The 15,205-nt window shown below is 64.1% G+C and carries 15 protein-coding genes; 11 read left to right on the forward strand and 4 right to left on the reverse strand.

What is annotated here, in order from left to right; genetic code table 11:
• Positions 1-128 precede the first annotated feature (128 nt).
• The gene (locus tag BC443_RS10430) at positions 129-1,727 is read right to left on the reverse strand and encodes a peptide ABC transporter substrate-binding protein (RefSeq protein ID WP_071231769.1); all 1,599 of its coding nucleotides are present in this window, start codon (positions 1,725-1,727) and stop codon (positions 129-131) included.
• A gap of 261 nt (positions 1,728-1,988) precedes the next feature.
• Between BC443_RS10430 and prfB the strand changes: the two genes are divergently transcribed.
• The 7 genes from prfB (at position 1,989) to BC443_RS10470 (ending at position 8,770) form a co-directional block, all read left to right on the forward strand.
• Positions 1,989-3,087, forward strand: a protein-coding gene (gene prfB / locus BC443_RS18605; protein ID WP_139284292.1) for a peptide chain release factor 2 whose coding sequence is annotated in 2 segments (ribosomal slippage) — positions 1,989-2,063 and positions 2,065-3,087 — 1,098 coding nt in all. Because the reading frame shifts where the segments join, the coding sequence is not laid out codon by codon here.
• Between the two features lie 215 nt (positions 3,088-3,302).
• A complete protein-coding gene (gene lysS / locus BC443_RS10445; RefSeq protein WP_071231772.1) occupies positions 3,303-4,847 on the forward strand; it encodes a lysine--tRNA ligase in 1,545 nt (514 codons plus the stop codon).
• Between the two features lie 260 nt (positions 4,848-5,107).
• Positions 5,108-5,494 carry a hypothetical protein gene (locus tag BC443_RS10450; protein WP_071231773.1) on the forward strand — a complete coding sequence of 129 codons (387 nt, stop codon included), beginning with the start codon at positions 5,108-5,110 and terminating at the stop codon, positions 5,492-5,494.
• A gap of 46 nt (positions 5,495-5,540) precedes the next feature.
• The gene (locus tag BC443_RS10455; protein WP_071231914.1) at positions 5,541-6,929 is read left to right on the forward strand and encodes an MFS transporter; all 1,389 of its coding nucleotides are present in this window, start codon (positions 5,541-5,543) and stop codon (positions 6,927-6,929) included.
• A 93-nt stretch (positions 6,930-7,022) separates the two neighbouring features.
• The gene (locus tag BC443_RS10460) at positions 7,023-7,334 is read left to right on the forward strand and encodes a BolA/IbaG family iron-sulfur metabolism protein (protein WP_071231774.1); all 312 of its coding nucleotides are present in this window, start codon (positions 7,023-7,025) and stop codon (positions 7,332-7,334) included.
• Positions 7,331-8,215, forward strand: a complete 885-nt coding sequence (locus BC443_RS10465; RefSeq protein WP_139284293.1) for a hypothetical protein — start codon at positions 7,331-7,333, stop codon at positions 8,213-8,215. The genes BC443_RS10460 and BC443_RS10465 overlap by 4 nt, the downstream gene beginning before the upstream one ends.
• 60 nt (positions 8,216-8,275) lie before the next feature.
• Positions 8,276-8,770, forward strand: a complete 495-nt coding sequence (locus BC443_RS10470; RefSeq protein ID WP_083387330.1) for a GNAT family N-acetyltransferase — start codon at positions 8,276-8,278, stop codon at positions 8,768-8,770.
• A gap of 152 nt (positions 8,771-8,922) precedes the next feature.
• Here the strand turns inward: BC443_RS10470 and BC443_RS10475 are convergent, their stop codons facing one another.
• A complete protein-coding gene (locus tag BC443_RS10475) occupies positions 8,923-9,132 on the reverse strand; it encodes a cell division protein ZapB (RefSeq protein ID WP_071231776.1) in 210 nt (69 codons plus the stop codon).
• A 155-nt stretch (positions 9,133-9,287) separates the two neighbouring features.
• Positions 9,288-9,962 (reverse strand): 16S rRNA (guanine(966)-N(2))-methyltransferase RsmD, encoded by a 675-nt coding sequence (gene rsmD, locus BC443_RS10480; protein WP_071231777.1) that lies wholly within the window; start codon positions 9,960-9,962, stop codon positions 9,288-9,290.
• 130 nt (positions 9,963-10,092) lie between these two features.
• Between rsmD and ftsY the strand changes: the two genes are divergently transcribed.
• The 4 genes from ftsY (at position 10,093) to rpoH (ending at position 14,368) form a co-directional block, all read left to right on the forward strand.
• On the forward strand, positions 10,093-11,577 hold the full coding sequence (gene ftsY / locus BC443_RS10485; protein ID WP_071231778.1) for a signal recognition particle-docking protein FtsY: 1,485 nt from the start codon (positions 10,093-10,095) through the stop codon (positions 11,575-11,577).
• On the forward strand, positions 11,574-12,242 hold the full coding sequence (ftsE, locus tag BC443_RS10490) for a cell division ATP-binding protein FtsE (RefSeq protein WP_071231779.1): 669 nt from the start codon (positions 11,574-11,576) through the stop codon (positions 12,240-12,242). The genes ftsY and ftsE overlap by 4 nt, the downstream gene beginning before the upstream one ends.
• Entirely contained in the window at positions 12,239-13,231 is a 993-nt protein-coding gene (gene ftsX / locus BC443_RS10495) for a permease-like cell division protein FtsX (RefSeq protein WP_071231780.1), read from the forward strand. The genes ftsE and ftsX overlap by 4 nt, the downstream gene beginning before the upstream one ends.
• 270 nt (positions 13,232-13,501) lie before the next feature.
• Positions 13,502-14,368: an RNA polymerase sigma factor RpoH gene (gene rpoH / locus BC443_RS10500; protein WP_071231781.1), complete on the forward strand. Its 867-nt coding sequence runs from the start codon at positions 13,502-13,504 to the stop codon at positions 14,366-14,368.
• Positions 14,369-14,500: 132 nt separating this feature from the next.
• Here rpoH and slmA read toward each other — a convergent pair whose 3' ends face one another.
• Positions 14,501-15,118, reverse strand: a complete 618-nt coding sequence (slmA, locus tag BC443_RS10505) for a nucleoid occlusion factor SlmA (protein ID WP_071231782.1) — start codon at positions 15,116-15,118, stop codon at positions 14,501-14,503.
• Positions 15,119-15,205 lie beyond the last annotated feature (87 nt).

The following is a 15,205-nucleotide window of genomic DNA, read 5'->3' on the forward strand; positions in this document are numbered from 1 at the left end:
GCGTGAAGCTCATGCATCGTCTAATTCAAATGCTCGATAGTCCGTTTCATTTCATGCATATGGCCGAGCGAAGGCGGCAACGACGCCGCCTTCGTTGTGATTTTAGTCACAGATAGACGTTAGTCGAATCACTCTGGGCGTTCGTCCCGTGCCTCTGGAAGCTGCACCCAGCGCGATGCGTGCATATCCAGCGCGTTGTCGTTCCACCCATCGACGGCAGGGTTGACCAGATTGCGCGAGCTGTAGGTATAGATCGGTGTCAGGGGATAGTCGGCCAGCGCCAGGGCTTCGGCCTGCTGCATCAGCTGCGCGCGCTTCGCCGGATTCTGCTCGGCATCCGACTGGCTGATCAGGTCGTTGTAGTCCTCGTCCTGGTAGCCGCCATAGTTGTTGGTTTCCGCCGACAACAGTTGCAGGAAATTCTGAGGATCATCGTAGCTCGAGATCCAGGCGGCACGGGCGACCTGGAAATCGCCTTCCATCAGGTCGGCGTAGTGAACATTAGCTTCCGTATTGCGCAGTTCGACGTCGACCCCCAGCGGCTTCCACATGGCGGCGACCGCCACGGCAATCTGGCGGTGCTCGTCGCCGCTGTTGAAGCGCAGCGTCAGCTCGAGCGGCTTGTCCGGGCCGTAGCCGGCTTCCTGCATCAGCGACTTGGCACGAGCCAGACGGCTGTCCATGTCGTCATCGAGCCCCGGCTGGGACTGGGCCTCGTAGTCGCTGGTGCCCGGGGGCACGAGAGAGGTGGCCGGCTCGACGCCGCCCTTCAGCAGTTGCTTGGCGATCACGTCGCGACGAATCGCCAGGCTCAGCGCTTCGCGCACGCGCTTGTCCGCTACCGGCGAGCCGTCACGCAGGTTGAACACGTAGTAGTAGGTGCCCAATGACGGAAACAGGTGCGTGGCGTCCGGCAGGTTCTCCGACAGGCGCGGGTACTGTGCTGCCGGGTAGTCGCGCAGGATGTCGAGCTCGCCGGCTCGGAAGCGCTGGATGCCGGCGTTCTTGTCCTCCAGCGGATAGTAGTCGACGCCGTCCAGGCTGACGTTGTCGGCATCATGGAAGTTCGGGTTCTTGACCGTTTCCAGTTCGGTATTGGAGACCCACTTCACCGGCTTGAACGCGCCATTCACCGCAATGTGGGACGGATCGCTCCAGTCGTCGCCGAATTCGTCCACGACATGCTTCGGAATCGGATAGGCAAACGGCAGTACCAGCGTCTTGAGGAAATAGACGGTGGGCGCGTTCAACGTGATCCTGAGCGTCTTGCCGTCGTCCAGGGATTCGACGCCCAGCGACTCGAGCGGCTTTTCGCCGGCATTGATCGCCTGGGCGTTGACCACCGGGTAAAGCCGATGCGCGTAGTTGGAGGCAGTCTTGGGATCGACCTGATGGCGATAGGCGTAGACGAAGTCGTCGGCGGTCAGCGGCTCGCCGTCGGACCATCCGAGACCATCACGCAGATGAAAGGTGTAGGTCTTGCCGTCGTCGGAGATCTCCCAGCTTTCGGCAGCGCCGGGGATGATCTGGCCGTCGGCATCGATGGCGATCGGGCCTTCGAAGATGTCCCGCAGGACGTCCTCTTCCCACACGCCGCCGGTGATCTTGGCCGGACTGAGCGAGGCGGGATCGCCGGAAATGCCTACCTGCAGCGTCGCGGCCTGGAGCGGCAGGGCAGTGAGTGTGGCAGCGAAACCGATGGCGGCAGCAAGGCGAGTCGGTGACATGGAAATGCTATCCCTGAAATGAGGGTCAAGACCGAGTGATCGATGACCGAATGGTTATTGGTAGATGGCTTATGATTTTCCAACCTTAGCGCATCGAGCCCGGCCGTACAGCGCTTTGCGCTTGCCCGCGTCTGGCGGGATGACGCTATGCCGGCAGTTGGCTACAATGAGCGCCCTTTTGGGGCGTTCTCTCGATTCGTTTTTCCGGTTCAGCATTCGTCGAGCCGAGGGAGCGCCCGCGGCTACGTTGGCAGGAATCCCATGCAAGAGATCAACCCGATCAACAACCTCATCAAGGACCTGTCCGAACGGACAGACGTCCTGAGGGGGTATCTTTGACTATGCCGAGAAGAAAGACCGGCTAGAAGAAGTCTCCCGCGAGCTGGAAAACCCGGACGTCTGGAACGATCCCGACTATGCCCAGAAGCTGGGCAAGGAGCGGGCGTCGCTGGAAGCCGTGGTCGAGACCATCGATACCCTCGATGCGGGCCTCACCGACAATCGCGAGTTGCTCGAGCTGGCGGTGATGGAAGAGGACGACGCGACCATCGACGAGGTCCGCAAGGAGCTTGCGTATCTCGAAGGCCAGCTCGACAAGCTGGAATTCCGGCGCATGTTTTCCGGCGAGATGGACGAGAACAACGCCTATCTCGACATCCAGGCCGGCTCCGGCGGCACCGAAGCCCAGGACTGGGCCAACATGCTGCTGCGCATGTACCTGCGCTGGGCCGAGCATCACGGCTTCAAGGCGGAACTGACCGAAGTCTCCGCAGGTGAAGTGGCCGGGATCAAGTCCGCCACCATTCACGTGCAGGGCGAATACGCCTTCGGCTGGCTGCGTACCGAGACCGGCGTCCACCGTCTGGTGCGCAAGAGCCCGTTCGATTCCGGCGGGCGGCGGCACACCTCGTTCGCGTCCGTGTTCCTTTCCCCCGAGGTGGACGACAGCTTCGAGGTGGAGATCAATCCGGCCGATCTGCGTACCGATACCTACCGCTCGAGCGGCGCCGGCGGTCAGCACGTCAACACCACCGATTCGGCGGTGCGTATCACCCACGAACCGACGGGGATCGTGGTGGCCTGCCAGAGCCAGCGCAGCCAGCACGCCAACCGCGACTTCGCCATGAAGCAGTTGAAGGCGAAGCTGTGGGAGCACGAGATGCAGAAGCGCAACGCTGCCAAGCAGCAGGCCGAAGAGAGCAAGGCCGACATCGGCTGGGGCAGCCAGATCCGCTCCTACGTGCTCGACGACCAGCGCATCAAGGATCTGCGAACCGGCGTGCAGAGCAGCAACTGCGACAAGGTGCTCGACGGCGATCTGGATCAGTTCATCGAAGCGAGTTTGAAGCAAGGTCTCTAGCTACGAGCTACGAGCTACGAGCTACGAGCTACGAGCTACGAGCTACGAGCTACGAGCTACGAGAAAAGGGCTTGCGAATCTCATTACGACCGCATTCTGGTAGTCGCGGCTCGCGGCTCGCGGCTCGCGGCTCGCGGCTCGCGGCTCGCGGCTCGCGGCTCGCGGCTCGCGGCTCGCGGCTCGCGGCTTTACTTTATTTTTCGACAGGCGACGACATGGCGAACCAGGACAACCCGCAATCTCCTTCCGATGCGCACAATGAAGCGCATGAAGAAAACCGGCTGATCGCGGAGCGCCGTGCCAAGCTGGCGGCGCGTCGCGAGCAGGCGGCGGAGCAGGGTGGCAGCGCATTTCCCAACGACTTCCGCCGCGACAGTCTGGCGGCGGACCTGCAGGCGGAACTGGGCGACAAGGAGAAGCCCGAGCTCGAGTCGCTCGATCGCCAGGCGGCCGTCGCCGGGCGCGTCATGCGCAAGCGCGGCCCGTTCGTGGTGATTCAGGACGTTTCCGGCCAGATCCAGTTCTACGTCGACAAGAAAGGGTTGCCCGCCGAGCTGCTGGAAGATATCCAGAGCTGGGATATCGGTGACATCGTCGCCGGCCGCGGCCCGGTCCACAAGTCCGGCAAGGGCGATCTCTACGTCATGCTGGTCGAGGCCAAGCTCTTGACCAAGAGCCTGCGCCCGCTGCCGGACAAGTTCCACGGTCTGACCGATCTCGAGGCGCGTTATCGTCAGCGCTATGTCGATCTGATCATGAACCCGCAGTCTCGGCGCGTGTTCGAGGTGCGCTCCGGCGTCATCGCCGCGATCCGCCGGTTCATGGTCGAGCGCGGCTTCATGGAAGTCGAGACGCCGATGCTGCAGCCGATCCCCGGCGGCGCCACCGCGCGGCCGTTCACCACGCACCACAACGCGCTGGATATCGACATGTATCTGCGCATCGCTCCGGAGCTCTACCTCAAGCGCCTGGTGGTGGGCGGGTTCGAGCGGGTGTTCGAGATCAACCGCAACTTCCGTAACGAGGGGCTGTCGACGCGGCACAACCCGGAATTCACCATGCTCGAATTCTACTGGGCCTATGCCGATTACCGGGATCTGCTCGACCTGACCGAAGCGATGGTCCGTGACGCCGCCGAGCAGGTACTGGGCACCACGACCGTCACCTATCAGGGCACCGACTACGACCTGGGCCAGCCGTTCCGTCGTCTGACCTTGCGCCAGTCGATCATCGAATACGGCGCCGAGATCGAGGGCGATGCCATTGGCGAAGCCGACATCGATACCTTCGAGGCGGCCAAGGCAACCTGCGAGCGCCTGAACATTCCGGTCAAGCCGACCTGGGGCCTGGGCAAGCTGCAGACCGAAATCTTCGAAGCCGTCGCCGAGCATCGGCTCGATCAGCCGACCTTCATCACCGAGTATCCGGCCGAAGTCAGCCCGCTGGCGCGACGCAACGATACCAACCCTCACGTTACCGACCGCTTCGAGTTCTTCGTCGGCGGGCGCGAGATCGCCAACGGCTTCTCCGAGCTCAACGACGCCGAGGACCAGGCCGAGCGTTTTGCCGCTCAGGTGGCGGAGAAGGACGCCGGCGATCTGGAAGCGATGTACTACGATGCCGATTACGTGCGCGCGCTGGAATACGGCATGCCGCCGACCGCTGGCGAAGGTATCGGTATCGACCGGCTGGTGATGCTGTTGACCGATAGTCCGTCGATCAGGGATGTACTCTTATTCCCGGCGATGCGCCCGGAATAGTTGAAGGGGCTGCGCGTCGGCCGGCGTTGTTGCGCGACAAGACATTTTGCTCATGGACAGCCGCGTCCATTCCGCCAATGTCTTGTCGCGCGCCTAGCCCGCCATTAGCTCGCCACCTTCAAGCATTTGCTCCTCGCGCATGGAAACCAGGGCAAGAGTTGTTGGTCAGGGGCGCGTCTAGCGCCCATAATGGCTGCGGTTCGAATTCCGCCGATCGAATTTCTCCGACTCCGGGCGGTTCCCAAGAAGAGGTGACACCGATGAAGCTGCTCAATCGTTCCGCGCTGAGCGTCAAGCCGACCCAGGCGTTCGTCGACTGGGTCAACTCGTTGGAGCCGACCGTCGGTGAAGACGACCTGACGCTCGACGACATCGCTGGCGAAAATACCGTCTACCTGATCCCCGAGATGGATACGCCGGAGGCGTTGCATGCCTATGTCGGGGAGCGCTATTACGACATTCTCGAAACCGAACTGCGGGCGTGGGAAGAGGATGAGCGTCAGTGGCCGGAGAACCTCGACTGGTCGCTGTTCCAGGCGTTCCTCACCCTCGAACACAGCTATCTGGCGGTGGACCTCGACGACGAGGCCGAGCTGGAAACGTCCGAAGTCGACGACGAACTGCTGATGGAGACCGACGAGGAGTGATGGGTCGGATGTTGCCTGACGGCGGTGCTTGCCGCTACCCGAAGACATGCTGAAGCGCCTGTTCGAGGAACGCCCGGGGGACGATGGTCTACCCGGGCGCGAACGCAAGCTGGCGCTGCTGGCGATGATCACCGGTACCCAGATGGCGGTGTTGGACAACGGCATTGTCAATATTGCCCTTCCCACCCTGGCCCAGGAACTGTCGATCAGCGGTTCCGAATCGATCTGGATCGCCAACGTCTACCAGCTGGTGACCGCCGCCTTGCTGCTGACCTTTGCCGCGGTGAGTCGTCGGGTAGGGCGCCACCGGCTCTATATCGGTGGTCTGCTGGTCTTCACCGTGGCGTCGCTGGGCTGTGCGCTGGCGCGCTCGTTCGAGTTCCTGCTCGCGATGCGAGGTCTGCAGGCGGTCGGCGCCGCCGCGATGCTGAGCATCGGGCCGTCGCTCTATCGCATCATCTTTCCCACGCGCCTGCTCGGCTCGGCCATCGGTCTCAGTGCGCTGACCGTCGCGTTCGGCATCGCCGCGGGGCCGTCGCTGGGCGGCCTGATCCTGCACGTGGCGAGCTGGCCGTGGCTGTTCGCCATCAACGTGCCGATCGGGCTGCTGGCGCTGACGCTGGGAGTGCGCGCGCTGCCGCGGGAAGCGCCCATCCCCGGACGAATCGATATCTGGGGCGCGTTGATGTCGATCGTCATGCTCAGTGGCAGCGTCTTTGCTCTGGATCAGTTCGGCCATGGCAATGGCGGCGTGCTGGCGCTGTCGACGCTGGCGCTCAGCGTGGTCTGTCTGCTGGGGTTCATCTACCGCCAACGTCACGCCGTCAGGCCGCTGGTGCCGTTGGCACTGTTCACCGAACCGCGCTTCTCGTTCGCCGCGGTGGTGTCGATGTTTGCGTTTCTGGCCCAGGGCGTGGCTTTCGTGGGGCTGCCGTTCCTCTACCAGACCGTCATGGGCGTGTCGCCGATCATGTCGGCGGTACTGTTCACGCCCTGGCCGCTGGTGATCATGGTCATCGGGCCATTGGCGGGACGTCTGGCGGACAAGGGCAATCCGGCGCTGATCAGTTCGACCGGGCTGGGCCTTTTCCTGCTGGGCATGCTGGCACTGACCGGCCTGGACGGCGACTCGAGCTACCTCGACGTGATCTGGCGAACCGCGCTGTGCGGCGTGGGGTACGGGCTGTTCCAGGCGCCGAACAATCGCGAGATGATCGGCAGCGTATCGGTGGAGTTGAGCGCCAATGCCTCCGGCGTGCTGGCCTCGGTGCGCACCTTCGGGCAGTCGCTGGGAACGGCGCTGGTCGGGCTGATTCTCGGTCTTTCGTTCGGATCGTTGACGCTATCGCTGTGGGTAGGGTGTGTCTCTACCATGATTGCGCTGGCACTGAGCCTCTATCGCACGCCGATGGCCGCCAAGGGACGACGGCGCTGAGTTTCGCCTCTGGCGACAGCGCCCATTCCCCGGTCGTCGCTCGATGGGCCGGGGAGACGCTACAATGATTCGGTTGGCACAGGAGAAACTGTCATGAGTGTTCAGACCCGTATCGAAGAGAAACTCGCGACGCTCGAGCCGGTCCAGATGGTGGTCGAGAACGAGAGCCACATGCACCATGTGCCACCGGATTCGGAAACCCACTTCAAGGTGACGCTGGTCTCCGAGCGGTTCGCGGGGCTGATGCCCGTCAAGCGACATCAGCTGATCTACAGCTTGCTGGCGGACGAGCTCGCGGGGCCCGTGCACGCGCTGGCGTTGCATCTCTACACGCCGCAGCAGTGGTCGGCGCGCGGCGAAGCGAGCCCTGATTCGCCCAACTGTCGTGGTGGTGGCGGGCGGTGATCGGCGATCCTCAACGCCTTCAGTACCTCGAGGCCATGGGTATCACCACCTGGACCTCGCGGTACCGCTTCGTCAATGCCAGGCCGACCGAGCAGGTCGAGTGGGAAACCGCTCCCGCACCGGAGAAGCCCGCGCCCGGGCAGCGGCTGCACGCACTGCTGGAAACGCCGGCTCGTCCGGTCGAGGTCGAGCGTGAGCGGCCCGCGGCAGAAACGGCGCCTGCACAGCAGACCGCCGCGCCGCTGTCGCGAGCCCGAGCTCTGCTCGACGGCGCCTCTGGCGGAGGCGCGACGGAGCCTCGTGCGCCAGCGTCGAACCCCGAGTCCACATCTCGCCAGGCGCCTGTCTCCCGCCCGGCGGAGGAGGGCCGGACGGACGATGCTCTCCAATCCGTCGCCCAGTCCGCTGCCCCGGTGCCGACCGAACCGTTGCGTTTCACGCTGTCGTTGTCCGTCATCGGCGAGCGCTGGTGGCTGCTGCTGCCCGGCGAACGGCCGCTTTCCGCCGCTGGCCAGGCGCTGCTCGGGCAGATGTTGAAAAGCGTCGGTATTCCCGTCAACGGCGCGCCATTATCGAGCCTGACCTGGCCGTTGATGAACGTGCCGGCCAGTGACCCGGTCGACGAGGCCCGCGAGGGCATTCAGGTATTCTGCGCCGGGCAGGCGCGGCGCCACGGCATGCACATCGATGGCGCCATCGCCGTTGGCGACGAGGTCTGGTCGCCGTTGTTGAGCGCTCCGGCGGACGAGGCCGGCTGGATCTGCCACGCTCTGCCTCACCCCGACGATTTGCTGACCTCCGCCAAGGCCAAGCGTGAATGCTGGCCGCTGTTGCAGTCGATGGGGCAAGCCTGGCGGCAAGGGCTTGCCGCGCCGGAGTGATCGGCTCCTGCCGATGACCGACGCGTCGACGTCAAATGCTTTCCTCGAGTAGCGCTTTCCATGTCGATCAACGTTTGCAAAACCAAGAGTTCAACGGTCGGCACGGTCCCGGCCCGGCTCGGGATCGAGAACCTGCCGGCCTTGATGGCGTTCGAGCGTCAGGCCAACGATGACGCCTGGTCGGAAGCGCTGCTGAGCGCGGCGCTGCTCGACGATGACTTCGACGTCTGGGGAATCTGGGCGGTGGAAGGCGTCGAACTGCGAGCGGCTGCCGTCCTGGCTTATCTGCCTTTCGATGCCGAGCTGCAGTCGATCTGTGTCCGGCCGAGCGACAGGCGCCACGGGCTGGCGAGTGAACTGCTGGGGTGGATCACGCAGTGTGCCATCGAGCGAGGAGCCGAACGCCTGCTGCTGGAGCTTCGCGCGTCCAATGTGGCGGCCCGAAGGCTCTACGAGAGTGCCGGATTCGCGGTCGACGGCCAGCGGTGTGGCTACTATCGTCGCGATGACGGCGGCAGCGAGGATGCGCTGTTGATGTCGCGGGAGCTGGGGTGAAGGCTCGCCGGTAGCGCGTTACCTTGTGGCAGCTTAAGAAACGAGGGCAGGATCGGAGGCTGGATAGGCGGGAAACTCAGGCAGTGCGGCGGGGCAGGTGGCTCGACGGGGCAGTCTGCGCAGTCTGCGAGAGTCCGCCCCGCCGATTCGCTTCAGCCGTTCTGGTTGGTGCTGTCGCCAGTGCTATCCAGTGATTGCAGCTTGTCCAGCAGGCCGCCGAGACGCTGTTCCCACTCTTCGCGCTCCTGCTGGAAGCGGGCATTCTCTGCCTTGAGCTCTTCGTTCTCCATTTTCAGCATTTCGATGCTGTCGACGGCATCCTGAATCTTCTGTTCCAGCTTGGCGAAGATTTCTCCGTTCATCTGCACTCTCTCCTTGAAAGTTCGGCCTCGAAAGTTTGGGCCTTGAAAGTTCGTGGCGGTGGTCTCGATACCATGACCATAAAACGACTGGTGACCTGATGGGAGCCAGCGTACGTGGCGTCAGGGCCAACGACAAGCGTCTCGAAGCGGCGACGTCATTTGGCCGTTGGCTGGCGCCGGAACAGCCGGCCATGGCTGTCTCCGGCGACGATGTCGCGATGCAATTGCCAGTGCCCCGGCGCCTGCCAGTCAAGCTCGTGTTCCGTCTCGACGTAGATCATGGCGCCGGGCGACAGCCAGCCCCCCGATTCGAGCGCCTGGCACGTACGCTGCGCGAGCCCTTGGCGAAACGGCGGATCGAGAAAGACGATATCGAACGCGGCAGGCGTGCCCGCCAGAAATCGTTCCACATCGGTACGATGCACCTGGCCCGCGGCCCCCAGCATGGCGATGTTCGCCTCCAGCGCGGCGGCCACGTGAGCGGTCGACTCGACGAACATGGCCTGCGCCGCGCCGCGCGACAGCGCTTCCAGACCCAGCGCGCCGGTGCCGGCATAGAGATCCAGCACACGCCGACCGGCAATATCGAAGGCCAGCCAGTTGAACAGGGTTTCGCGAACCCGGTCCGGTGTCGGGCGCAAGCCCGGACTCTCGGGGATCGGCAACTTGCGGCGGCGGAAATCGCCTCCGATCAGACGCAACTGGCCGCTGCCACGGTGCGCGGACTGCCGAGCGCCCTGGAGAGCGCGAGCGTCATTGGCGTGGCCTCGAGGGCTGTGAGCGTGATTGCGAGCGCCGTTGGCGGCCCGACGGGAACGACGTCGATTCATGGCGGGCAATTGTACCCCCGCAACCCTCGCGGTGATAGGATGAGGTCTCGTTATCGATATTCTCCGAAGCCGTGATGATCGGCGCTGATTCAGCGACGCAAGCACGACTTTTTCATCAGTGAAGCCATCCATGTTCGGACTATTCAAGAGTCGTAAAAAGCAGCAGCAGGAAGAGGAAGCCCGCCGGCGTGAGGCCGAGGAAGCCGAGGCCAGGGCGGCAGCGGAGCGCGGCGAGGAAGAGCCGGGCGACGACACGCCTTCGGACGAGCCGAAGCCAGCGGTTGAGCAGGGTGACGAGACCCCTGCCGAGGCGAACTCCGGCCGGGGTGACGCGCCTGCCGAGCCGGAGCGTGCCTCGGTGTCGGGCACCGTCACGCCCGATGAGCCTTCCGTCCAGGCCGAGGATCCCGAGCGTCCGGCCACCGTGGATTACGAGCCCTCTTCGCTCGAGGAAACGGCCGCCAGGGAAGCGCTCAGCGAGCCGCTGTCGCAGGAGTCGCCGCAGTCGGCCTTGCAGGAAGACCAGGCCGAGGGAACGCGCGCGACCGATCTGGCGAGGGACGTGACGCCGGCGCCGGAACCCGCTTCGATGCCCGAGCCCGAGCCCGAGCCCGAACCCGAGCCGCCTGCAGCCGTATCACCGGTATCCGCACCGGCCCCCAAAGAGAAGCCCAAGGGCGGCTGGCTGGCGCGCGTTCGTGCCGGCCTGGGGCGCACTCGCGCCAACCTGACCGATGGCATCGCCGATCTGCTGCTGGGCAAGAAGCAGATCGACGACGAGCTGATGGAGGACCTCGAGACCCAACTGCTGCTGGCCGACGTGGGGATCGAGGCGACCACCGAGATCATCGAGCGGCTGACGGGGCGAGTCTCGCGCAAGGAGCTGGCCGACGCCGATGCGCTCTATCGTGCGCTTCAGGAAGAGCTGGCAGCGCTGCTCGAACCGGTCTCCCAGCCATTGCAGTTGCCGCCGAAGGGCGAGGGCCCGTTCGTGATCCTGATGGTGGGCGTCAACGGAGTCGGCAAGACCACGACCATCGGCAAGCTCACCCAGCGTTTCCAGAACGAAGGCCGTAGCGTGATGCTGGCAGCCGGCGACACCTTCCGTGCCGCCGCGGTCGAGCAGCTCAAGGTCTGGGGCGATCGCAACCGGGTTCCGGTGATCGCCCAGCACACCGGTGCCGACAGTGCCTCGGTCATCTACGATGCCGTCGCTGCGGCCCGGGCGCGCAAAGTCGACGTGCTGATCGCCGACACCGCTGGCCGGCTGCACAACAAGAGCCATCTGATGGAAGAGCTCAAGAAGGTGCAGCGTGTCATGGCCAAGCTCGACGCCAGCGCGCCGCATGAGGTGATGCTGGTGCTCGATGCGGGGACGGGGCAGAACGCGATCTCCCAGGCGACCACCTTCGATGAAGCCATTCCGATCACCGGGATCACCTTGACCAAGCTCGATGGCACCGCCAAGGGGGGCATCATCTTTGCTCTGGCCAAGAAGATGGGGACACCGATCCGCTTTATCGGGGTCGGGGAGTCGCTTGAGGACTTGCGCCCGTTCGATGCGCAGACCTTCGTCAAGGCGCTGTTCGGTCGGGACGGCGATGCCGATTCATGATTGCCTTCGAGCACGTTGGTAAGCGCTACGGCGGACGCTTCGAGGCACTCGCCGATATCAACTTTCGCGTCGAGCGGGGCGAGATGCTGTTCCTGACCGGCCACTCCGGTGCCGGCAAGAGCTCGCTGCTGCGCTTGATCATGCGTCTCGAACGCCCTTCACGTGGCCGGGTGCTGGTCGCCGGTCACGACCTCGATCAACTGCATATCAGTCAGGTTCCCTACTATCGCCGCCAGATCGGCGTGGTCTTCCAGGATCACCAGCTGCTGTTCGATCGGGACATCTTCGCCAACGTGGCATTACCGTTGACGATACAGGGCGTCGAGCCAGGCGATGCCGCGCGACGCGTGCGCGCCGCGCTCGACAAGGTCGGGCTTCTGCATCGTGAGCGGGCCCTGCCGATCGAGCTTTCCACCGGCGAGCAGCAACGGGTGGGCATCGCACGAGCCGTGGTCAACAAGCCGGCGCTGCTGCTGGCCGACGAGCCGACCGGTAATCTCGACCCCCAGCTCTCCGCCGACATCATGCGGCTGTTCGAAGACTTCAACCGTATCGGCACCACGGTCCTGGTGGCGAGCCACGATCTGGCCTTGATCGCTCGCCTGCGCCATCGGGTGCTGAAGCTGCGGGATGGCAGGCTCATCGGCGACGAGGAGGCGGCATGAGCGAGCGTCGACCCTCCGCCGAGCGTCGTGTCGAAGGGCGGCGCGGAGCGCAGAAGCCGCAACGCCGAGCTGGGGGCGGCGGTCGCGCCTGGATGCGCCATCACCGCGCGATGATGGGCGACAGCGCGTTACGGTTGATCAGGCGCCCGATCTCGACGCTGTTGACCATGCTGGCGATCGCCATTGCACTGATTCTGCCGGCCGGTCTGTGGCTGGTGCTGGACAGCGCCCGGCTGCTCGATGCCGAGCTCGACGAAAGCGCCACGCTGACGGTCTACTTCCAGGCGGATATCGATGAGTCCGAGGCGATGGATCTGGCCGCCGAGGTCGGCGGGCAGCCCGGCGTGGCCGGCGCGCGCTTGGTGACGGCGGCCGAGGGGCTGGCGGCGTTCCAGCAGACACTGGGCGTCGACGATGCGCTCTCCCAGCTCGACGCCAACCCGCTGCCGGCCAGCGTCGTGGTCACACCGGACGATACCGCGCCCGCTGCCGTACAGTCGCTGAGCCAGCGTCTGCAGACGATCGAGGGAGTCGATGAAGTCCGGCTGGATCTGGCCTGGCTGGACCGGCTGCAACAGCTGGCGGACTTGGGGCAGCGCGTCGCGCTGGCGCTGGCGCTGCTGTTTGGCCTGGGCGTGCTGCTGGTGGTCGGCAACACGATACGGCTGGCCGTGGAGAGTCGGCGTCAGGAAATCGAGGTCGTGACGCTGATCGGTGCGACGCATGCTTTCGTGAGGCGCCCGTTTCTCTACAGTGGCGCCTGGTATGGGCTGGGCGGAGGTGTTCTGGCGCTGGTGATTCTCATGCTTGGCGGGAACTGGCTGGCGTCGCCGGTCGCGGCGCTGGCGGAAAGCTACGGCGCCCACTTCGCGCTGCCGTCGCTGGGTGGCAGGAATTCGGTTTTTCTGCTGCTTTTTAGTACACTGTTGGGCTGGTTGGGAGCATGGCTTGCCGTGGGGCGTCATCTATCGGACATCAAGCCACGCTAGGCTAACCAGCGGTTTCGAAAAGTCGTCAACGGTGTCGAGATGCGGCCATGATGCCATTCGCCGCCATTCATCGTATTATCGGTCAGCCCAGCGAATGGCCGATTTCAGGCCCGTTGAAGTTGGCGTGGTTATTGAACTTTTGTCTACACTGAGGGTCTCATCAGGCACTCTCGTAGACAGGCAGAACAACCTGTCGCGACGTGTTCCAGGCGGATCGAGCCAATACCGGCTCTTCGCTCCGACACGCCGCCTAGCATGGAGACAACGCACATGAGCACCAGTCTTCAATCCATTGGGAACCTTTCCCCGGGTCACGATCTCAACGGTTACATTCAGGCCGTCAACGGCATCCCCGTTCTGACGGCGGAAGAAGAGCATGACCTGGGCGTGCGTCTTTACGAAGAGGACGACCTCGAATCGGCCCGCCGGCTGATCATGTCGCACCTGCGTTTCGTCGTGCATATCGCGCGAAGCTACTCCGGTTATGGATTGCCCCAGGCCGACCTGATCCAGGAAGGCAACGTCGGGCTTATGAAGGCGGTCAAGCGTTTCGACCCGTACCAGGGCGTTCGTCTGGTCTCTTTCGCAGTTCACTGGATCAAGGCCGAGATCCACGAATATGTGCTGCGCAACTGGCGCATCGTCAAGATCGCCACGACCAAGGCGCAGCGTAAGCTGTTCTTCAACCTGCGCAGTGCCAAGAAGCGGCTGGCGTGGTTGAGCAACGACGAGGTCGATGCGATCGCCAAGGATCTCGACGTCAAGCCGAAGGTCGTGCGCGAGATGGAAGGTCGTCTGTCTTCCTATGACGCGGGCTACGATGCCAGCCCCGGTGAAGAGGAAGAGCAGGGCTATCAGGCGCCGGCGCAGTATCTTGAGGATCACAGCTTCGATCCTGCCGCGCAGCTCGAAGCGGATGACTGGGAAGCGGACTATACGCGGCGTCTGCGAGAGGCGCTTAGCGAACTGGACGAGCGTTCTCGCGACATTCTGCAGCGTCGCTGGCTTTCCGAGCACAAGTCCACGCTCCATGAGCTGGCCGATGTCTACGGCGTGTCGGCCGAGCGCATTCGCCAGCTCGAGAAGAACGCGATGAAGAAGATCAAGCAGCAGCTGGGTGACGCGATCGCCGCGTGATCGCTGGCTGAAGATACTCGCTCATGGCGCGAGGCGGTCGGCGATGACCGATGAACGATACGAAAGGACGATACGAAAAGCCCGGCATCAGCCGGGCTTTTTGCGTTGGGGCGAAATGCCTTGCCGCAGGGGTCAGATCGAGGCGGCCTGTGGCGATACGGTCAGCAATCCGTCGCCCAGCAGGCGCCACTGATCGTTCCAGTGTGACGTGGGGCGGTGGCGGAAGTCGCTGCGCACGTACTGACTGATCCGGCCCTCCACGAAGGCCGACAACAGGTTGGCCGCCGCCGGCACCGGCAACTGGGGACGCAAGCCCTCGCGCAGCTCCGCCTCGCGCAGAACCTGCTTGAACTGGGTCTCCAGACGCTCGAACAGCTGGGACATGCGCGTGCGCAGACGCGCTGTCTCGCCCGTGAGTACATCGCCGTCCATCAGCCGGCTGAGGCCGGGGTTCTTCTCGGCGAAGGCCAGCACGAGCTGGACGATCGTCTCGCAGCGAGCGAGCGCCGAGGGCTCGTCGTCCAGGATGCGCCGGATGCGTTCGAACAGGCTGGCTTCGATGAATTCGATCAGCCCTTCGAACATGCGCGCCTTGCTGGGAAAATGGCGATAGAGCGCCGCTTCGCTGACGCCGACCTGGCGGGCCAGCGCGGCGGTGGTGATGCGTTTGCCGCTGTCCTCCTCGAGCATCAACGCGAGTGCCTGAAGGATCTGTTCACGGCGGGAAAGCTGGGGGGTTGCCTGCGTCATGACGGTTCTTATCGGTCGTGTTGTCGAAGCTCCCTCCTGGAGCGGCCCGGACGGCCTGTCTTCCGTTCGGCGGTCGGGGCGGGCCTT

The sequence above is a fragment of the Salinicola sp. MIT1003 genome, from assembly GCF_001858555.1.
GTDB lineage: Bacteria > Pseudomonadota > Gammaproteobacteria > Pseudomonadales > Halomonadaceae > Salinicola > Salinicola salarius.